At 44.4% G+C, this 20,727-nt stretch carries 15 protein-coding genes and 1 pseudogene; 5 read left to right on the top strand and 11 right to left on the bottom strand.

Features of this window, described 5'->3' with window-relative positions; translation table 11 throughout:
- Nucleotides 1–38: 38 nt before the first annotated feature.
- The 11 genes from AC1DSE_RS06745 to AC1DSE_RS06695 all read right to left on the bottom strand — a co-directional run bounded on the left by AC1DSE_RS06745 (nucleotide 39) and on the right by AC1DSE_RS06695 (nucleotide 15,977).
- On the bottom strand, nucleotides 39–1,655 hold the full coding sequence (locus tag AC1DSE_RS06745) for a glycoside hydrolase family 3 protein (RefSeq protein ID WP_477510635.1): 1,617 nt from the start codon (nucleotides 1,653–1,655) through the stop codon (nucleotides 39–41).
- Between the two features lie 31 nt (nucleotides 1,656–1,686).
- The gene (locus AC1DSE_RS06740; RefSeq protein WP_477510634.1) at nucleotides 1,687–3,327 is read right to left on the bottom strand and encodes a response regulator transcription factor; all 1,641 of its coding nucleotides are present in this window, start codon (nucleotides 3,325–3,327) and stop codon (nucleotides 1,687–1,689) included.
- Entirely contained in the window at nucleotides 3,324–5,135 is a 1,812-nt protein-coding gene (locus AC1DSE_RS06735; RefSeq protein ID WP_339204018.1) for a cache domain-containing sensor histidine kinase, read from the bottom strand. Before AC1DSE_RS06735 ends, AC1DSE_RS06740 begins: the two co-directional genes overlap by 4 nt.
- A 19-nt stretch (nucleotides 5,136–5,154) precedes the next feature.
- Nucleotides 5,155–6,000 carry a carbohydrate ABC transporter permease gene (locus AC1DSE_RS06730; RefSeq protein WP_076270205.1) on the bottom strand — a complete coding sequence of 282 codons (846 nt, stop codon included), beginning with the start codon at nucleotides 5,998–6,000 and terminating at the stop codon, nucleotides 5,155–5,157.
- Nucleotides 6,000–6,881, bottom strand: a complete 882-nt coding sequence (locus AC1DSE_RS06725; protein ID WP_477510633.1) for a carbohydrate ABC transporter permease — start codon at nucleotides 6,879–6,881, stop codon at nucleotides 6,000–6,002. Before AC1DSE_RS06725 ends, AC1DSE_RS06730 begins: the two co-directional genes overlap by 1 nt.
- Before the next feature lie 94 nt (nucleotides 6,882–6,975).
- Complete coding sequence (locus AC1DSE_RS06720; RefSeq protein WP_076270207.1) at nucleotides 6,976–8,346, bottom strand: extracellular solute-binding protein; 1,371 nt, start codon at nucleotides 8,344–8,346, stop codon at nucleotides 6,976–6,978.
- A gap of 193 nt (nucleotides 8,347–8,539) precedes the next feature.
- The gene (locus tag AC1DSE_RS06715) at nucleotides 8,540–8,731 is read right to left on the bottom strand and encodes a hypothetical protein (protein ID WP_441885939.1); all 192 of its coding nucleotides are present in this window, start codon (nucleotides 8,729–8,731) and stop codon (nucleotides 8,540–8,542) included.
- Between the two features lie 9 nt (nucleotides 8,732–8,740).
- Complete coding sequence (locus AC1DSE_RS06710; protein ID WP_477510632.1) at nucleotides 8,741–11,641, bottom strand: DEAD/DEAH box helicase; 2,901 nt, start codon at nucleotides 11,639–11,641, stop codon at nucleotides 8,741–8,743.
- Nucleotides 11,638–13,248 carry an SWIM zinc finger family protein gene (locus AC1DSE_RS06705; protein WP_441885945.1) on the bottom strand — a complete coding sequence of 537 codons (1,611 nt, stop codon included), beginning with the start codon at nucleotides 13,246–13,248 and terminating at the stop codon, nucleotides 11,638–11,640. The genes AC1DSE_RS06710 and AC1DSE_RS06705 overlap by 4 nt, the downstream gene beginning before the upstream one ends.
- 174 nt (nucleotides 13,249–13,422) lie before the next feature.
- Entirely contained in the window at nucleotides 13,423–15,177 is a 1,755-nt protein-coding gene (locus AC1DSE_RS06700) for a sensor histidine kinase (protein ID WP_477527516.1), read from the bottom strand.
- 125 nt (nucleotides 15,178–15,302) lie between these two features.
- Nucleotides 15,303–15,977 (bottom strand): tetratricopeptide repeat protein, encoded by a 675-nt coding sequence (locus AC1DSE_RS06695; RefSeq protein ID WP_477510630.1) that lies wholly within the window; start codon nucleotides 15,975–15,977, stop codon nucleotides 15,303–15,305.
- Nucleotides 15,978–16,201: 224 nt separating this feature from the next.
- Here AC1DSE_RS06695 and AC1DSE_RS06690 point away from each other — a divergent pair.
- The 5 genes and pseudogenes from AC1DSE_RS06690 to AC1DSE_RS06670 form a co-directional block, all read left to right on the top strand.
- Nucleotides 16,202–17,767, top strand: a pseudogene (locus tag AC1DSE_RS06690) (catalase); the annotation flags it as partial.
- A gap of 264 nt (nucleotides 17,768–18,031) precedes the next feature.
- The gene (locus tag AC1DSE_RS06685; RefSeq protein WP_477527515.1) at nucleotides 18,032–18,592 is read left to right on the top strand and encodes a PRD domain-containing protein; all 561 of its coding nucleotides are present in this window, start codon (nucleotides 18,032–18,034) and stop codon (nucleotides 18,590–18,592) included.
- Nucleotides 18,593–18,604: 12 nt separating this feature from the next.
- Nucleotides 18,605–19,105, top strand: coding sequence for a PTS sugar transporter subunit IIA (locus AC1DSE_RS06680; RefSeq protein WP_477510628.1), 501 nt, complete (start codon nucleotides 18,605–18,607; stop codon nucleotides 19,103–19,105).
- A gap of 43 nt (nucleotides 19,106–19,148) precedes the next feature.
- On the top strand, nucleotides 19,149–20,600 hold the full coding sequence (gene nagE / locus AC1DSE_RS06675) for an N-acetylglucosamine-specific PTS transporter subunit IIBC (protein ID WP_477510627.1): 1,452 nt from the start codon (nucleotides 19,149–19,151) through the stop codon (nucleotides 20,598–20,600).
- Between the two features lie 27 nt (nucleotides 20,601–20,627).
- Nucleotides 20,628–20,727, top strand: a 100-nt coding sequence (locus AC1DSE_RS06670) for an HPr family phosphocarrier protein (protein WP_477527521.1), incomplete at its 3' end; no start/stop codon positions are given.

Below are 20,727 nucleotides of genomic sequence, written 5' to 3'. Positions count from 1 at the left end.
GCCGCGAGATATATCTCGCGGCCCAGCTTTGGTTTATATTAGCTATGAACAGCAGCACTCCAGCCGAATGGGTATGCAGCCGATATTTCTAACGGCAGCTTGCCTTGCGGCATAAGATCACCTAACAATACTCTCGCAGCAGCAGCTAGCGCGAGTGGACGACACTCATACACTGCCATGTACGTTTTTACTTCCGGGTATAGCAATAGATCAAGCGGGTTCCGAACCGACACAGCTATCGTACGCTCCGGTGCCAATTTTACGACCTCGCGTGCAATATCGCGCTCTACCGGATGCTTGGAAGCGTCGTAAGTGACAACGACGATTTGTGAGAATGTTTCCAAATCAGCGAGTGGATGATCATCATCCATTTGACGCTCGACGATATTAGCTCCATACTCTCCAAGAAAGTGACCTAATGAGCCGTCACCTGAAAGCATTTCGTCAGCCACCGAAACAGGGACAATTTTGGGCCACAATACGAGCGTGCTTTTCTCGCGGCTTAATGGCAGCAATGGCCCATCGTCTTTTACTAATGTAACTGAAGCCTCGCTCCATTTAATTGCAACCGCTCGATTTACTTCCGTACCAATTTCCCATTCCACTTGTGACCATGGCAGCAAAGGCCCCTCAAGCACAAGCTTCTCCTTAAGTGTCATAATCCGATTAAGCGCCTCGTTAATACGAGCTTCTGCAAGCTCACCGTTCTCAACAGCACGCACAACGGCTTCAAGTGCAGCCCATTGTTTTTCAAATGTATGGCTGATCAGTACCATATCGGCTCCCGCTTGCAGCGCTTTAATAGCGCCCTGCTCTGGACCATAGGTTTTATCAATCGCATCCATCTCTAAACAATCTGTCACAACAATCCCGTCATAACCAAGCTCTTTGCGCAGTAATCCCGTGATGACAGGCTCAGACAAAGTCGACGGCACGCCTGATGGATCAAGCGCCGGCAAGCAAACATGCGCTGTCATAATACAATCCGTGCCTGCTTCAATTGCAGCTAGGAACGGCTTCAACTCAATCGCGTCTAACCGATCACGCCCATGCAGCAATATCGGCAGCGCATGATGGGAATCCACCGCCGTATCGCCATGCCCTGGAAAATGTTTAACAGTCGCAGCAACTCGTGCAGCTTGATAGCCTGCTACTGCGGCTGCTCCGAGTTCCGCAACGACATCAGAGCGGTCGCTATACGAACGTACATTAATAACAGGATTATCCGGATTATTGTTAACATCAATACAAGGCGCATAATTCATCGTAACACCCAATTGACGAAGCTCTTCACCACATACAAATGCTGTCTCTCTAGCGCTCTCCTTATCGCCGGTTGCACCAAGTGCCATATTGCCCGGCATAAGCGTTACACCGTCAACTAGTCTTGCAACCATGCCGCCTTCTTGATCAATCGCTACGAATAGAGGCGGATTGCCAGCTTTTCTTGCGATGCTTTGAAGCTCGCCGCTAAGCTTGTGCACCTGCTTAGCATCCTTCACATTGCGGGAAAAATAGATCGTTCCGCCAATGCCGCTCGTTTCAATTAACTGCTTGATTTGCGCCGTTGGCTCAAAGCCATGAAAACCAAATACAAATAATTGTCCAACCTTCTTCTTCAAGCTCCAGTTATCCCACTCACGCGTTGTCGTCAATGCTTCCCCGTCCCTTCACTTATCAACCCTATTACGACGGCTCATTCAAAGCCTCGTTATGTTGTCCGCCCTCTTGCCGTCTCGTACGATAATCGGTAGGATTCTCACCTGTATATTTCATAAATACTTTTGTGAAATATCGCCGCTCCGCATAACCAACTTCCTTCGCGATTTGTGCAACGCTCTTGAGTGATTCCCCAAGCATTGCCTTCGCGCGCTCCATCCGCTGCCGCGTTACATATTCGATAAACGTTTCGCCAAAAGTCTGCTTGAACAATAAACTAAAATAAGAGGTGCTTAAACCGACATGAGTTGCCGTTTCTTCAACACTTAGATCGCGATAAAGATTGCGGTCCAAAAAGGCTTTCGCTTCAGCCATTGAACGTTCCGATTGCTTTTTCTTATCCATAGATTTCTCCGAGACCGTATTCGTAACTTGACGAATAACTGATAATAAATCCTTAATGCCAAAGCGGCGATCCAATCTGCGCCAAAGCATATCCTCTTGCTCGCGAGTAAATACGCCCATTTCTTTCATCTCACGCATAAGATGCAGGACAAAGAAATGAAGCAGCGGCTTCACACGATTTAATGAAGGCTCATTCATTCGCTGCAACAGCAGCGTAATACTTTGAAGCTCGCTGTCTACGCTTATCGTATCCCCGCGTTTAACCGCTCCAATTAATTTCTCCGCAGTATCCCAAAACGCTTGATCTGCTTGCGATGATTTTTGCTGAGCGGATGGATAAATAGCGATAATGTCATGAACAGGCGTAAGCTGCATCCCTTGCTGTACTAGCTTATAGGCTTGGGATAAGTCAGCAACCGCTGCAAACTTATGATAAATACCTGCAAATAAATTCAGCTTTACATGGCTCTTAATCGCAGACAACAACATGTCTGCCCAGTTTTTAATGAAGGCAATATCAAATTCAGCCGTTTTCTCCGTTTCAATGAGTACACACCACTCACCATCTCGAATTTGAATGACCGCATGATGCAGCCCATTTTGCTGCAGCTTCTCACGCAGTACATTACATACAGCAAAATTCCACAGCTTTCTTTCCTTATCGGACCAGTCACGCCAATCCTTTGTCTTCTCCGAGCTTACATCAAGATCAAGCACAATTAAGACGAACTGCTGCCGCTTGAGCTGCTGTTCATCTCCGGTCAAGAGCCAATTATCTGCAGTAACATCGGTATAATCCATAATAATATCGTACAAAATTTTCTCGCTAGCGAGATCGATCATCCGGCCAAGCTTCTGCTTCTCTTCCTGCTGCAGCTTCTGCTTACTGCGCTGAGTAGACATTACTCTAGCAATAACACCAGTCAATTCATCATAAGGTATAGGCTTTAACACATAATCATTGACGCCAAATTGAATTGCTGTTCGTGTATAAGCGAAATCCTGATATCCCGACAGCATAATAATATCGCAAGCCATCGCTTTATCACGGATATGCCGAACAAGCTCCAAACCATCCATAACCGGCATGCGAATATCGCACAGCAATAAATCAAAGTGTTGCTGCTCCATAAGCTCTAACGCTTCAACACCATTTTTAGCTGTACCGCCAACGGAAAGCCCTAGCATTTCCCAGGGAATAACTTTTTCTAAATTTCTCGTAATATGTGCCTCATCGTCAACTAGGAGTACTTTACCCGTCATAGCTGATCACCTCTGCTCTTCGGAATTACACAGCGAATAACGGTCCCGCTGCCTTCTTGACTACAAATCCACAAACCGAACGCAGGACCATAATGTATGCGCAAGCGATCTGCAACATTTCGTAATCCAAGTCCTCTTCTCTCACCCATTTGCGCAGCATCCGTCTGCTTGCTTTCAGAGTCTGACTCTGCTGACAGCTTAGTCAGCACTCTGGAGCTCATGCCTAATCCGTTGTCACGAACCATAATGACGATCTGATGAGGCTCAGCAGTTACATCAATTGATATCCTGCCTTGTCCGTCTTCATAACCATCAAACCCATGCTGAATGCTATTTTCTACGAGCGGTTGAAGCGAAAGCTTTAGTATGGAGAAATCAAGTGCTTCTGCCGGGACATTCAATTCGTATGAGAAAAGCTCCTCGAAGCGGTATTTCTGTATTTCCAAATAACTGCGGACATGCTCAATTTCTTGGCTGATCCTTATTTCTTCGGATTGATGCATGCTTGTGCGAAGCAAATTGCTTAATCTGCGCACCATCAACATAATTTTTGCGCCTTCATTTTGTGCTGCAAGAGCATTAATCGATTCAAGCGTATTAAATAGGAAATGCGGTTTAATCTGTGCCTGCATAAGCATCATTTCCGCATGCTGCTTACGTGCCTGCTCTCTGCGCACTTCACTAAGCAAATTGCCGATTCGCTCAACCATACTATTGAAGCTGTTGGCCAGTAGAACGGTTTCATCCTTACCTTGAGCGGTTACTCGAATATCAAGTAATCCCTGCTCAACCAATCTCATTTTACGAACAACTTTAATGATCGTTTTCGCTACTCGGTTAACAAAAAAGACGTTGAACAACACCGCTGATAGCAAACCAAGGACCGTAATCATCCCAATCCACTGGACAAACCGAACATTTTCGTTAGTAAGTGAATCCCATGGCTTTATGGACACAAGTATCCAACCATTGCGATCCAATTGATAGGAAGAAACAAGACTGTCTATACCTTCAAACTTTTCTCGCGAGCTGTTGTAGTTATTCGTGTGCTGCGGCAATGAATCGGTCTGTTCATTTATATTATGACCATCCATCTTTTTTTTGCTGTCTAGCATAATAAGGCCTGCTTTATTGACAATGAGGTATCTTGTTTCAGCTGCATTGGATTGCGGGTTTTGAAAGGTTTTGAGCATGCTCGATATTTCTTCCGTTTTGTACTGCGTAATCATTACGCCCAAATCATTAAATGACTCAATGTCCTTAACGACTCGAATTTGTGTAAATAGAGGTGGTTCAACACCTGTCAGCTCACGCTGTTCATAAGGTCCAATCCAAAGCGGACGTCCGCCAAGATTCATAACATCCTTATAGACAGAGTGCTGTTTGAGCATATCAAAGGAAATAGGCTTGAACGTCGTCGGATCGTTGCGGTAAGAGCGGAACATCGTCCCATCCTTCGCATACAGCACAACAAAGCTGACAGCAGGGTGTTGGAACAAAATCCGTTTCATTTCTTTCTCTGCTTGGTTAATTTGAATGAGTGTACCGGCATCATTGGAATTATACGAGCTGTATTTCAGTGTTTCCTGCACCTCTGTGCTCGTTAAATTACCATCGGATAGCTGATCAAGCTCTCGAAAGAAATAATGAATATTGCCTCCTACAGCCCTGAGCGAAATTTCGGTTTGCTCGCTATACTTTTTCTCCAGCAGCGTCTCAGAGTTAATAAATGAGAATATGCCGAGGCCAATCATCGGAATGACGATCAGAAATATGAATGCAAGCATCAATTTCGGTCTCAAGTTCATCTAGGAGGCTCCTTCTTTCTTATCCCTTCACACTGCCTGCAGTCATACCTTCAATGATTTGACGCTGCAAGAACACATACACAACCAGGACCGGAATAATGCTTATGATTACCGCAGCAGACAGCGATGCAAAGTTTGTGCGATAGCCATCATTAAAGGTTGCCATACCTGTTGGCAGTGTTTTGAGTGATTCAGATGTTATAAATAGTTGGGACAAAATATATTCGTTCCAGTTGCCAATGAAATTTAAAATAAATACAGTAACTAGTGCCGGCATCGAAATCGGAATAATAATTCTGAAGAACAGACCGCTTGCGCCTAGCCCGTCCATAATGCCAGCTTCCTCAAGCTCATTTGGAATCGAAAGCATAAATGCATAAATAATAAACACGGTTATCGGCAAAGCATATGTGGTGTATACCAAAATTAATGACCAATGTGTATCATATAATGGCTGTCCAAACAAATGGATCTTTTGAATTAAACGGTACAACGGGATAAACAATGCACCCGCTGGGACGATTAGGCCAAGTAAAATGAAATTATAAACAGCTTTATTCATCTTCGTGTATTTCATCCGCGCAATCGCAAATGAGGTCATCGCTGCAAAAAGGAGCGTCAATACACAAGCTGCAACGGTTACAATTGTACTATTCAGCGCATATTTACCAATATTAGCCGTTTCCCAAGCAGCGATATAGTTATCGAAGTTAAAGCTAGTTGGCAAAGACCATGTATTTACTGTTATTTCACGGTTTGTTTTGAATGATGACATGAATAACCATAACAGAGGGAAGAGCACTACTGCAACATACCCCATTAAAAATGTATGCATCCACCATTGTGTGCCTCGGGAACGTTCCATTAGTACTGCACCTCCTCGCTTTTTGTGATGCGCTGTAAAATACCCGTAAGAATCAAAATAATAATGAACATCGCAACACCGATCGCGCTGCCATATCCAAGTTCAAGAGAGCGGAAGCCAACTTTAAGCATATAAGTCGCCATAACTTCTGTGGATTGGAAAGGACCGCCGTTCGTCATGATTTGTACGATATCAAGCACCTTCATCGTTCCCGAAACAGAAAGAAGCAGCATTACAAATAGGATTGGTCTTACAAGCGGCAATGTGATCATCCATGTTTCTTGCCAGCCGGTTACGCCATCCAGCTTAGAAGCTTCGATAATTTCTTTCGGAATGTTTAGAATTGCTGCCAAACAAAGTACTATGAAGAAGCCGATATTTTGCCATGCATTCGCGATAAGAATCGAGAGCATTGCAAGCTTAGGATCAGACAACCATTCGCGCGCCCAGCTTTCTGGTGCAACAAGACGAATTAATTGATTGATCATTCCTGAATCATAGTTGTACAAAACACCGAACAAAATGGCTACAGTAGCCGTCGATATAACAACCGGCACAAATACGGCCGATTTGTAAAAGTCACGCATCCGTCTAACTTTACTAATAATGATCGAAATCAAGAAGACGAGCGGAATGTTCACGATTAGGGAAAACGCCATGAAATAAAAGTTGTTTAAAAGTGCTTTTCTAAAAACTTCATCCTGCCACAATCTCGTAAAGTTATCAAATCCGATAAACACCTTCTCAGTAATGCCATCCCAACGAAAGAAACCGTAAAAAAAAGATACGATAACGGGATAAACAAAAAACAAAGCATATAAAGCAAGCGTCGGAATAATGAACGCCACGTAAGTAATCGGATTTTTGAGCGCTCTGTTCATAATGTCCTCCTTTTGTCCTAGCGTTAAAAGAGGGTGCCCTCCAGGAAGGAAGCACACCCTCTTGCATAGCAGGATCGAATGTAATGTGTTGCGATTACTTAGCTGCGTTCGCTTTATCTTGCGATGCTTGAATTTTTGCAGCTACTTTTTCTGGTGTGCTTACTTTACCGATAAGCTCTTGAATACCAACGTTAATGTCAGCGCCTACTGCTGGTTGAACGATTGCATCATAAGCTTTCCATGAGCTGGAAGCGTTAGCCATAACCGTCAAGATTTCAGTTGTAAGCGGGTCAACACCAGATAGATCGCTTAGTTTCAAAGAAGGAAGCAATTTGTCTTCTACCAAAGTACGTTTTTGAACCTCTTCGGAATAGAAGTTAGCGATAAATTTCTTAACTGCTGCAATTTGATCTTCAGTTAGCGTAGCAGAGAAACCAAAGCCGTTTGAGTATGATGCGTTGATTGATGTTTGGTCGCCAGCGCCGCCTTCGATTGACGGGAAGCCGAAGTAACCGATTTGACCTTTAAGATCGCCAGCTTCGTCGCCTGAGAAGCGGTTAGCATCCCAAGTTCCTGTGAATACCATTGCAGCTTTACCAGAAAGCAATTGCGCGCCTTGATCAGCATAAGCAAGACCTAGAGCACCTTTAGTGAAGAAATCTTTGTTAACAAGCTCAGCATATGAAGTTAGACCTTTAACGAAGTTAGGATCAGTCCATTTTGCAGTACCAGCAACAACATCGCTGAATGCTTGGATACCAACGTTACGCTCCATAACTGTGTTCCAAAGCATACCGTTTACCCAGCCGTCTTTAGCAGCCAAACCAAGTGGTGTGTAGCCAGCTGTTTTGATTTTTTCGGAGATTTCAACCAATTGCGTCCAAGTTGTAGGAATTTCCAAGCCTAGCTCAGAGAAAATTTTCTTGTTGTAGAAAATCGCTTCGCTATAGCCGCCGAAAGGAAGGCCATAAACTTTGCCATCTACAGTGAACTCGTCCAAGCTTGCAAATTTGTCTGTAAGACCAAGTTCTGCAATGATTGGTGTCAAGTCAAGCATGCGGTTAGCTTTTACATAAAGGTTAAGGTCTGCTCCACCGAATACTTCAAAAATATCAGGAGGGTTGCCAGCAGCCATTTCAGCTTTCAGCTTTTGATCGCGGTTAACGATCTCGTCAATACCTTCAAGCTTGAAAGTAAGACCTTTATTTTCGTCTTGTGTTTTTGCAACAACATCTTCAAGAATTTTCAAACGAGTTTTGCTTGTTTCTTTAATTTGAGTGTGTCGAAGGGACAATGTTACGTCCTTTGCTGGTGCATCGGTTGCTGGAGCATCCGTTGCTGCATTCGTTGGGGCATTTGTTGCAGCGCCTTCATTTCCTTTACCAGCATTGTTACCGCCGCACGCCGATGCGACAATCATAAGGGAAAGCAGCGTAGTGGCAATTAGTGTAGATCTCTTTTTCATTGGGAAGACCTCCTCGTTTATGGTGTTGCTTGTTTGCCTCGCACATTTATTATAGTCCTGCAGAACCAATTCAAAGGAGGTCAAAAAAACGACGAGTTAGGGAGACAATTCTCTCATTTTTCAAAAGAGGGATAAAATCTTATAGCCCGTCGGGTTACTTTTCCCGACGGGCTATGTAAATTAATCTTACGTTTTAGTGACGCATATCCTTCGTTATCCCTCTAACAACCTCATAAAATCGCTGCCACTCTGGAATAGAACCTTGTATATGGTTATTTTCCACTATAATATTGTTTTCATTATGTGATATTTTATCTTCCCTATTCGTTATTTGAGCTTCAAGCTGCAATTTTTCTTGCTTAGCACGTAAACTGCCATCCGACAATTATATCCCTCATCCCTTTAGCCAGCCTTTTCGCAGTGCAAAAAGCTCCCTAAGATCCTCAGTAGACATTTCCGTAATCCACTGCTCCGATTGACCGACCACTTGATCGTTAAGCGACTGCTTTCGCTCAATCATCTCGTCGATCTTCTCTTCAAGCGTTCCGAGTGTAATAAACTTATGCACCTGAACCTTTTTCGTCTGGCCGATTCGGAATGCCCGGTCGGTCGCTTGGTTCTCAACGGCAGGATTCCACCACCGGTCAAAATGGAAAACATGGTTTGCAGCGGTCAGATTAAGACCCGTTCCCCCCGCTTTTAGTGAAAGGACAAATGCAGAGCACGGCTCCTCCGCATTTTGAAACTGCTCAATCATTTGATCCCGCTTCACCTTAGGCACGCCGCCATGCAAATAAGGAACCGGCAAACCTATTCGCTCCTCAAGCAGCTGCTTCAGTTGGTGCCCCATATCGATATATTGGGTAAAGATAAGGCAGCGTTCACCTTCGGCAGCTATTTCCTCGCACATTTCAAGCAGCCTTGCTACTTTATTCGAACGTTCTATTTCCCATAAAGCAGCGGTATCCTCATGATTAAGCAGGGAAGGATGATCACATAATTGTTTCAGCTTGGTTAAAGCTGCAAGAATGAGCCCTCTGCGCTGCATTGGACCTAGTTTATCCAAATTCTCAAGGAGGTCTGCGACTAAATTTTCATACATCGCGCCTTGTTCAGCTGTCAACGTCATATACAGCTTCGTTTCATTTTTATCCGGCAAAGACAGCTGAATCGAAGGGTCCTTCTTAATTCTTCGCAGCATGAATGGTTTTACCCAGCTTTGAAGGCCAGCAATAAGCTTCTCATCTCGTGTTTTCTCTATCGGTGTGACGATCTCCTTGCGGAACTCGGTCATATTGCCAAGATAACCCGGATTTATAAAATCATAAATCGACCAGAGCTCTGTCAATCGATTTTCCATCGGCGTTCCTGTCAGAGCCAGGCGATGATTCGAAGGCAGCCTCCTTATTGCTGTAGATTGTTTTGTATATACGTTTTTAATATTTTGCGCTTCATCGAGGCAAAGAGCATCCCAATCCACTAAACACAAATCATCTTCATCCAGCTGTGCCAAGGAGTAAGAAGTTATGACCAAATCTGCCCCTGAAACGGAATCGCGGAATGATTCGCCTTTCTCCCGTTTGTTGCCGTAATGCAGCATGACATTAAGCGAAGGTGCAAAACGCTCGAGCTCCTTCTCCCAGTTGCCTATTACTGAAGTTGGGCAAATAAGCAGCGAAGGCCCTCCCATTTGAAGTTTCTTCTCCTTAATATAGACAAGGTAAGCCATAAATTGAATCGTTTTTCCGAGTCCCATATCATCTGCAAGCACACCGCCAAGCCCGAATTTCCTAAGAAAAAGCAACCACGATACGCCTTCATGCTGGTATGGTCGAAGCTCTCCCAAAAACGTAGCTGGAATTTCCGCCTGCGGTATTTCCTTAATTTGCTGCAGCTGCGTGAGCCATGCCGTTAAATGGTCATTCAGCTCAACTTCCGTGTCCATAGACGAATCAAGCTCACCGCTGTCATCGAGCGGGATGCCGCCTCTTAAATGCATTTCCAGCACATCACGGAATGATAGTCCTTTGCGTTTACCCATCCGCTTCAGCCACTGTTTAATTTGCGTCACATCCTGTGGGTCCAAATGAACCCATTCGCCGCCGACATTGAAGAGACGACGGTTTTGCTCTGCCAACTGCAGAAATTCGGCATCGGTCAAATTCACATCACCAAGAGCCAGCTTCCAATCAAATTGTACGATTTGATCAAGTCCAAACATGGGCTGAGCCGCTGAGCCTACTGAAGATTTCATCTTTGCCTTCAAACGAAGCTTGCGATTACGAACCGCTTCCCACCAGCTAGGCAATAAGACCGGACAACCTGCCTCCAGCAGTTGAACGCTTGCATGCTCAAGAAACTTCCATGCTTCATTATCCGATAAGGTGTATCTTAGCTTGCCGTCGTTTTCCGCTTCTGTTAGATCAGGAAGAGCATTCATCCATTTCTGCTGCTCCTTAGCCAGCTTGCCATCTAGAAGCGGAAGCCATTCTTGCGGAATGATTTGTCCATCATCCGTATCCGCTTCCCAGCCATCCTGACTAATATTCTGGCGAATAGGCAGCCACGGTCCACCATCACGATTTTGCAGAGCGGGTCGAAGCCTCCAAATGGATGACTCCTGCGGCTCCACTAGCTGAAGCGCAATTCGGAATGGAAGGACATCCTTCCTAAGCCCAATGGCAATGAGCCAATCTTCCTCATCAACTGCTTTTCTCCTCAGCACCGCTTCTCCAGAAGCATTGCCTATTTCCCTCCAAGCCTGTGCAGCCTGTTCGTTTTCTTCAATCATTTGCTCAATTGCTCCGCTAATCCACTGTTCAATTCCTTTATCGCCGTTCTGATTAGCAGCTGCTACAATAGCACTCCATTGCTGGTTGCGCTCGGTATCCTGCTCAGGAATAGCCATTCTCCAGCTTCGCTTCTCTTCCGTCCAACGCTCCCAATCAGGCATATACCAACCATTAAGAAGCGCAATTCTTATGAACTCTGCCATTTGCATCAAGACCGTCAAACGCTCCGTCCACTCTACTTGAAGCAGGCGAACATGCTGAGGCGAGGATAAATAATCAATGGCAAGGAGCGGCGGAACCTTCAGCATCTTACGCTCACCTACACTGACTTCCTCGACATCCGCTCCATACCAAGATGCCTTGTGCCATGCGAACAATAAGGATCGCAGCTTGCCATCCGCAGAATCCTTTCGATCGACAGCGCTTAACCAAATGGACGTACCCTCTTCTTCATTCCAAAATCCGTCTATCGTCAACTTGCGCGCGCCAATGTAAGTTCTCATGTAACTATTTTCCCTTTCCACAGCTCTTCCTGAAATGCTCGCAATCGCTGATGCTTACTTACAAGTCCAGAAATATATTGATTCCATCTCACTTCATCTTTATCCGCTTTATATAACCGCTCCAGCTTCTTAAGCTGCTTAACCGCAATTCGGTAGCCTTGACGGTTCCGTGATTGGATGGACGATTCAACCGATTGATGATACATGGGCATTAGCGCGCGAGGCGCAAGCTTAGCAATTTCTCGAAGCGCATGAGCGCCGACATCCTCAGGGCTTGATCCAATCAGCATTTGTAAATCAGCCCATTCATCATAACGCTTCTGGTCGAGCCAATGGTCAGATAATTCTGAATAAGAATGGGGCAGCAATTGCTTCATATAATCGGTCCATATCGGCATTTCAGGCCGGTCAAGATCTGCTCTTCGGCATAATGTAACGAACGGTCCCACCGAACGGCCATTTTTCAATTTATTGATTCGCTCGAACAAGAAGCTCATCCACTGCTCTACAAGCTCCCATTTCCCTTCTTCCATCCGCTGTGCGGCGCAAGGATACATCACTTTCTGAGAGCGCTCAAAGCTTGTTAATGCAAAATGAGCAATTGCCTTCTCATCCTGTTTGTCAAAAAAATACATGATGCCAATCGCAGTATGCAAAAATGCCTTATTGACGTCTTCGACATCTTCATTCATCGACAGCTCAACCATCGAAGCTAACTCCCGCTCAAACCAGCTGCGGCTCTCTGAAAGCTTCTCGCATAAAACTAAATAGATATACTCCCAGTCAAAAAGCTGCTTTTCGGTACTCGATGCCCATACTTTCACTCGAGCGATTAATGCATCCGCCCAAGCTTCTTCCCGCAGCTCCATTGCTTCGGGAGTTAGCTCGGATACCAATGTATATAAATGCTCCACCCAAGGCTCTGCCATCCGGATGAACGACATTTCATGATAATATCTGCTGAACGAGTCCACCGTATTAATCGCTCGCTCTGCTTGCTCCAGCACAAAGATGATGGCTGTTGACCAATGCAAACGCTGCATCCTTTTTTCCCAATCCTTAGCAAGCCCCTTTAATGAGGACAATAATGGTTGAAGCGCATGGAGAGAGTGCCGGCATTTCCGCCATACGTCGCCATGTGTCGCTTCCATCCATTCCAGCCACTCCTCAGCTGAAGCTTGTTCACCGGGCTCGCGAGGCAAAGCAGGCGCTGCTTCGGGAGGTGGTGCAGCAGCCTGTGTATTTTTGAGCAGCGCACTCGCGGAAGACAACCCCAGCAAGCGAAAATAGGATCGCTCCGCCAGTGTATGTCCCCCCTCCTGCTGACTGCAATATTGAAAATAAACAGCAGCCATATGCTTGCAAAATCCTGTATAGGGACAAGTACATGAGCTATAACGCAGCTGACCAGCATCAAGGATGACCGCATAAAGATCCGATCCTTGCACGACCCCATAAAGATGATCATGGCTTCCCTCATTCGCGCTGTTCACTTTACCTTCCATGTAATAATGCCAGCCCCGCTTCATAATCGTTGTCTCAACATGGACGTTCAGTTGTTGCTCAATTAGCGCGTGCAGCTTTTCATTGAGGTGCATCATAGACATTCACCCGCTTCCTTTCCGTTCACTTGCATTCTTACTATTATACCAAGCCAATAAGGCTGGTGCCATCATTTGACGTTAAAAGCTGGATTACAATTGCAAATGAAATAAGCAGCAGCAAAAAAAAAAAAAAGCCTTACCGGCGAAGATCTCCGCTCGGCAAGGCGCAAAACAATATTATAATGGCATCTTCACAGTAAACGTTAATTTCCCAGCCGGCTCTGCAGCCACATAAACATCACCTTTATATTGCTTCGCAATCGTTTTTACAATCGATAAGCCTAAGCCTTGATGATCCTGCTGCTTAGTGGAATAACCCGCTTCAAATATAGGATTCGAAATGGCAAGCTCCGCATCGTCACAATTATTTGTTACCGTAAATTCCAGCATATCCGCCGTTTGTTTGCCGATAAGCGTAACATGGCGTCGATCCTCCGAGTATTTCAATACCTCATCAAAAGCATTATCGATCAAATTGCCAAGCATACGATTGACATCAAGCGTTCTAACGCCCATTTCCTGCATATTCAGTCCGGTAAAGGAGCAGCTAAATTGAATTTTGTTGCTTTCCGCTTGTGAAATTTTGGAACGAACCAAAGCTGCTATGGCCGGATTGCCAATATTGATAATATCGTTCATTAATCGAATATCACCGGTCAGCTCCTTCGTATAAGCAACGAGCTCATGCGATTTGTTAAGCTCTGCGAGAGAGTGAATGGTCTGGACATGATTCAAGAAATCATGCCTCTGCGCTCGAATAGACTGGAACATTTGATTAATCTCTTCCACATAGGTCTCCTGCGTGACGCGAACAACCTTGTCGCGAGAATGCCTGTAATATCTCATCGCAAATACAGCTATCAACAAACTGAAAAAGGTGACAATTAAAATGATAATGCCCAAATTCAGAAACTGAGAGTCCAGTTTATCCTGAATGACATGATAATCAGAGGTCATCATTAGCACATAGCTATTCATAGGCTGACCGTCACGATCGGTAATATTAATACCATCCTCATTAACAAATACCGGAATATACATTTTGAAAATCTCTTTTCCGCCGATATTCTCTCTTAACGTGACCGTCTTCTTAGAAAAGTAAGCTTTGCGGACTAAATTCGTATCCTGCTTTGATTTAATATTATACGTGCCATAAAAGATCGGTTCCTGCACTTTATGGCCTTGAACCTCGCCTTGCGGATTAATCGTATTTTTCCCATCAGGAAATGTCTCCGGATTAATAAAAGCAATTTCAAGCAATGAATCGCTGCTTTGAATTGAATTTTCAATCATGCGGTGAACACCTGTCGCATTCTCATACTTTTGTTGTCGCTCATAATCTACATAAGGATCAATAATATAGTTTGTAGCTCCGTCGTAGTAGTAACCCCATTTGTTAAGCTTATCCACATTTGTTGCAGATACCTCATAAGGTCCGCTCCAGAAGTTCGGAAGTGATTGTCCAAGCCAGTTTACCGATGCATTTTTGTTTTCGAATAGCTGGTTAAACACCTCGTACCATGGCTTCCATTCTTTTGTACTAATATTGGTTTGCTTAGCATTGGATGATTTGTATAAAACAATGTCATCAGGCAATTTTTTGAGAAGGGTAATGTGGCTTAGGTCCAGCTTATCGCGCAGCTCCATGAGCTGCTCCGTCGTTACTTTCTCAATATCGGGATCAAGCGCATATTGAATTGCAATCGAGGCGGCGCGAAGTTCACGTCCAATCTGGTTTTGAAACTGTTCCGAGCCTTCGCGGGATTGCTCGAGCGAAATCTCCAGCCGCTTGGCATGTGTTAGAAGCTCTTMATTAAAGGAATCTTCCAGCGTTTTTTTTGTGAGAAAATAATAAGCCGTATTATTTAATAAAAMTAAAACGACGATAATACTAATCGCCACAAGCCAAATGTTGCGTTGCATCTCAAGCATCTTGCCCTTCTATTTATTATAGCTTCCATTATGGATCATCCTAAACTAAACGACAATATGACAATCACTAACAAATGATTACAAATACATGAATATCAACCAAAGCGCTAGTATTTCGTTCTAGATTAAACCGTCCATTTTTTGAAAAACAATCGAACAGCCCACTTGCGCTCCTGCCGCTTTTTGTAACGAGGAAGCATACGATAAATTCGAAGTCCTTCTTCAATGGCATTTTTAGCTTCAGCCGTATTGCCTAATTTCTTATATATCATAGTAAGTTGATCATATGCCTCGCAAGATGAGGAGTTTATCGATTGAAAGGATTGGATATGCTTAAGCGCTTGCTCTGTTTGGCCATTCGAGAAATGAGCCGCTAGATTCAAGTATGGTGCACCGTATTTGACGCGTGGATTAAGCTCCAGCCCCCGAAGTATGCTTGCTACCCCATTTTCCTCATCACCGGTATATAAATAACTAGTCCCTAAGTCATCCCAAAATTCAGCTGATTCATCAAGCATTGGCTGCAGCGGGACAAGCCATGTCAAAGCCTCTTTATACTTCTTTCTCTCAATTAAAAGACGAGCCAACTCATGCTTGGAGGACACATCATTTGGCGACCGATCAATTTGCTGTTTCAGTTTTTTTATTCTTGATATTCTTTTTAGTGGTTTAAATATGCTTGGCATTAACCCGACAAACCGACGATCAAGCACATACAGCAGGAGAAGCATGACAAGAATGGCTATAAACGGATTGCCAAACAACCAAAATAAAAATATTAAAAGACTAAATTTTAACATATGATCCTCCTGCACGCTTTGTAATTAAACATTCAATTCGTAAGCAAATCCATCATTTATTGTACAAATATGGTTCTATCATACCATAATCTTCACATTTTTCGAGCAAAAATAGCATTTCATTACTATATCTAATGTATGAATAATAAAAACTTGTATGACTTAAACTACACGCTAGAAATATCAATTGCATTAAATTGGAGGATGAAAACATCATGGCGACGAATGAGACACCAGATTCGACATTAACTGATCGGCAAGGTCACCCGATCTCAGACAATCAAAATATTCGTACCGTTGGCAATCGTGGTCCGTCGACACTGGAGAACTATCATTTCATCGAGAAAATATCTCATTTTGACAGAGAACGTATTCCAGAACGTGTTGTGCACGGCCGCGGCGCAGGTGCGCACGGTTATTTCGAGGCTTACGGCAAGCTTGGCGAAGAGCCGATTGCAAAATATACGAGAGCCAAGCTATTTCAAGAGCCGGGCAAGCGTACGCCCGTATTCGTTCGTTTTTCCAGCGTTATTCACGGAGGCCATTCACCAGAAACGCTGCGCGATCCGCGCGGGTTCGCTACCAAGTTTTATACTGAAGATGGCAACTGGGATCTTGTCGGCAACAATCTGAAAATATTTTTCATACGGGATGCGATGAAATTTCCTGACATGGTTCATGCATTCAAGCCCGACCCAGTCACCAATGTACAAAGTATGGAACGTTTTTTTGATTTTGTATCTCAATCGCCGGAAGCTACCCATATGATTACCTTTTTGTTCTCGCCTTGGGGAATACCCGCAAACTATAGGCAAATGCAGGGCTCCGGCGTCAATACATACAAATGGATTAATGCAGAAGGCGAAGGCGTACTCGTCAAATACCATTGGGAGCCGCTTCAAGGCATTCGCAACCTAAAACAAAGCGAAGCAGAGCAAATTCAAGGGAAAAATTTCAATCACGGAACCCAAGATTTATATGAAGCCATCGAACGTGGTGAATATCCAGCTTGGGAATTACAAGTGCAGTGGATGAGCGATGACGAGCATGAAGAGCTTGATTTTGACCCGCTGGACGACACAAAGCTTTGGGACCCTGAATTATTCCCGATGCTGCCCGTTGGGAAGATGGTCTTAAACAAAAACCCGGAAAACTACTTTGCAGAAGTCGAGCAAGCGGCTTTTGGCACAGGCGTACTCGTTGATGGTCTAGATTTCTCTGACGATAAGATGCTGCAGGGCCGGACGTTTTCCTATTCCGATACTCAGCGCCACCGCGTCGGCTCTAACTACCTTCAATTGCCGATCAACGCACCGAAGAAACGTGTTGCGACCAATCAGCGTGACGGGCAAATGGCTTTCTATATCGATATTGCACCCGGCCAAAATCCGCATGTCAATTATGAGCCGTCTACAATGGGCGGATTAACGGAAGCTCCAAAGTCGGGTGAGCCTCATGAGCCCTCCTATTCCGCAAAACTTATAAAACAGCCTATCGATCGCCAAAACAATTTCAAACAAGCTGGGGAGACCTATCGTAAATTCGAGGACTGGGAGAAGGATGAGCTCATCGAAAATTTGGTAGATGCACTCAGCACATGCAGCACAGTTATTCGTGATCAAATGATTCAACATTTCACAGAAGCGGATCCCGAATATGGCAAACGTGTGAAGGAAGGACTACACACAACCGATAAGCTCGGCAACAGCTCAAAACACGTTGGAACAACGCCAGCAAAAGAAGGAATGGAGCTTTCTGAGGAGCTCGGACACTCCACTGACGGTTATTGAAAATGATGAAAGTGATATTTTTCAAGTGAATACCCTCTTGACGAAAGCGTTTTACATTCTTATGATGTTAATATTCAAATGAATGGTGTTCAACATCATTTTATCGATTAAAACGATCAATCATATGAAATTGGCGTGTTACTCACTAAAAGAGGCATGAGCCAAGAACTGATTACCTTCTAATTTCCTTTTAGAACGGTTTTCTTTTCTTGGCTCTTTTTTTTGCCAGATGGGCACCTTAATGACAAAGGAGGGATTTCAAGTATGGCTCGCGCCTTTCGGGTTGAACGCGTAATCGGCAACAATGTGTTATTAACAATTGATGTTCAAACAGAGAAAGAATACGTCATTTTTGGCAAAGGATTAGGGTTCAGTCTTAAAGCCGGACAAATCATTGATCGAACCGATAACCGCATAGAAAAACGATTTCGTTTGGATGATTCCGAACAAATGAAGAAATATCACACGTATCTTGAAGAAATCGATCCAACCATCATTGATATGACAGAGCGAATAGCCGATTACATCAAGCAGAAAACGGGTGTCGAAGTAAACCCGAAACTATATTTCACACTGCCGAGCCACATCCAATTTGCTCTTTATCGGCTTTACAATGGCATGGATATTGTAAATCCCTTTCTAAACGAGACGAAACAGAGCTTTCCTTTAGAGTTCGAAATTGCCGCCARATTGGCTGAGTGGATAAGTGAGCAATTCCACGTCGGCATCCCGGAAGAAGAAATAGGGTTTTTATCGTTTCATGTTTATTCTGGAATTCACAATGTACCGGTAGGGCAACTTATTAAACAAGCAGACCAACACTAGGAGGATATTATTATGCTATCTAAACTTTTTGGAAAGTCAAAACAAAAAATAATTGAAGTATCAGCACCCTTGTCAGGAAAGGTCGTACCGTTAACTGCTGTTCCTGATGAAGCTTTCGCAGGCAAACATATGGGTGACGGACTTGCGATTGAGCCGTCTGAAGGGACAATCGTCGCTCCTTTCGATGGTACTGTATCTCATCTTATTCATACCAATCATGCCATTATTATTGAGCATGCATCAGGCCTGCAGCTTCTCATTCACATCGGTATCAATACTGTAGCACTAAATGGCGATGGTTTTGAGGCTCATGTAGCTTCAGGTGACACCTTTCAAGCCGGTGATGCACTTATAACATTTGATCGCGCTAAAATCGAAGCCGCAGGTTATCCATCCATCACACCTATCGTTGTCGCAAACGAGGATGATGTGAAGCAATTGGAACACTTGCTTACCAGCGGTTCTGTTACAGCTGGCAAGGAGCTTCTGCTTAAGGCAACTATGAACGGCTAAAGAAGCACCCCTACACTTGGATAAGAAAAGAGGACGAATAACTATGCTAGCCTTCCTACAAAAAATAGGTAAAGCATTAATGCTTCCAGTCGCCGCTCTTCCAGCGGCTTCCATCCTGCTTCGTTTCGGTAATATTGACTATGTGAAAGACTTTCACATGGGCAGCGCAGGAGAGTTTATTAATCAATACATCGCACCGTTTCTTGCTGCTGGCGGCGCCGCAATTTTCGATAACTTACCGCTCATATTTGCCGTCGGTGTTGCCATCGGACTTGCTGGTGATGCAGTTGCCGCACTGGCTGCCGTTATCGCTTACCAAGTGCTTGTAACCGTTCAAATTAAAGTGCCGCTCGTCTTTACCAACATTGTTGGAAAAGATGTTGAACTCAACATGGGCGTCCTTGGCGGTATTATTGCTGGTTTGATATCAGCGTACTTATATAAAAGATTCCATACGATCAAGCTGCCCGACTGGCTTGGCTTCTTCAGCGGCAAACGATTTGTCCCTATCATAACCTCGCTCGTTATGGTTATCGTTGCTCTCTTGCTCGGTCTTGTTTGGGGTCCTGTTCAAATAGCGCTGGATACTTTTGGCCGCTGGGTCGTTGGTTTTGGCGGAATCGGCTCCTTCGTTTTTCTTACAGCAAACCGACTGCTTATTCCTACCGGCTTGCATCATGTTATTAATTCCATCGCTTGGTTCCAAATCGGTGACTATACAGATGCAACAGGAAAAGTAGTGCACGGTGACTTGTATCGCTTTTTCGCTGGAGACAAAACAGCGGGCATGTTTATGACTGGCTTCTTCCCGATTATGATGTTTGCACTGCCAGCAGGCGCGCTTGCAATTATCCACACAGCTCGCAAAGAGAAGCGCAAACTCGTTGCTTCCATATTTATTGGTACGGCATTCGCTTCATTCCTGACAGGGATCACAGAACCGCTTGAATTTGCTTTTATGTTCGCAGCACCGTTTCTATTTGTCATTCATGCCATCTTAACGGGGTTATCCGGCTTCATCCTCTACCAGCTGGAGGTTAGGCATGGGTTTGGCTTCTCAGCAGGCTTTATCGATTATGCGATCAATTATCAGCTCGCGACGAATCCGCTGCTCATTATTCCGGTGGGCCTTGCCTTTGCCGTCGTGTATTATTTCTTATTTCGATTTATCATCGTCAAATTCAATATTAAGACGCCAGGTCGCGAAGATGAGACAGCCGAGGACAAAGCCGATAACAAAGAAAAGACTGCAGCCGCATCTGGCAGTAAAGCAGAAAATGTGCTGCATGCGCTCGGCGGATCTTCAAATATCGTCGGTCTAGATGCTTGTATTACACGTCTTCGCTTAGTCGTAAAGGATGAATCGATTGTCAATGATACACAGCTCAAGGGCATGGGCGCAGCAGGCATTATCCGTTTAGGCAAGGGCGCAGTGCAAGTTATATTCGGCACGCAGTCCGAGCAATTGAAAGACGAAATTAAAAAAATAATGTAACAACAAACATATTAGGAGTGAAAAACGATGAAAAACAGCTTTGTTATACAAAATCCATTTGGCATACATGCAAGACCAGCACGCAAGATCGTTGAAGCAGCAAAGGCATTCACAGGAACAGTTACAC

The organism is Paenibacillus sp. 01L418 (genome assembly GCF_056400045.1).
This window is presented reverse-complemented; position numbering and strand designations above follow the sequence as displayed.

Coding starts and splice junctions, on each gene's coding strand:
- AC1DSE_RS06740 (WP_477510634.1), bottom strand. CDS start 3,327: ATGACGGGTAAAGTACTCCTAGTTGACGATGAGGCACATATTACGAGA.
- AC1DSE_RS06735 (WP_339204018.1), bottom strand. CDS start 5,135: ATGAACTTGAGACCGAAATTGATGCTTGCATTCATATTTCTGATCGTC.
- AC1DSE_RS06730 (WP_076270205.1), bottom strand. CDS start 6,000: ATGGAACGTTCCCGAGGCACACAATGGTGGATGCATACATTTTTAATG.
- AC1DSE_RS06725 (WP_477510633.1), bottom strand. CDS start 6,881: ATGAACAGAGCGCTCAAAAATCCGATTACTTACGTGGCGTTCATTATT.
- AC1DSE_RS06720 (WP_076270207.1), bottom strand. CDS start 8,346: ATGAAAAAGAGATCTACACTAATTGCCACTACGCTGCTTTCCCTTATG.
- AC1DSE_RS06710 (WP_477510632.1), bottom strand. CDS start 11,641: ATGAGAACTTACATTGGCGCGCGCAAGTTGACGATAGACGGATTTTGG.
- AC1DSE_RS06705 (WP_441885945.1), bottom strand. CDS start 13,248: ATGTCTATGATGCACCTCAATGAAAAGCTGCACGCGCTAATTGAGCAA.
- AC1DSE_RS06695 (WP_477510630.1), bottom strand. CDS start 15,977: ATGTTAAAATTTAGTCTTTTAATATTTTTATTTTGGTTGTTTGGCAAT.
- AC1DSE_RS06680 (WP_477510628.1), top strand. CDS start 18,605: ATGCTATCTAAACTTTTTGGAAAGTCAAAACAAAAAATAATTGAAGTA.
- nagE (WP_477510627.1), top strand. CDS start 19,149: ATGCTAGCCTTCCTACAAAAAATAGGTAAAGCATTAATGCTTCCAGTC.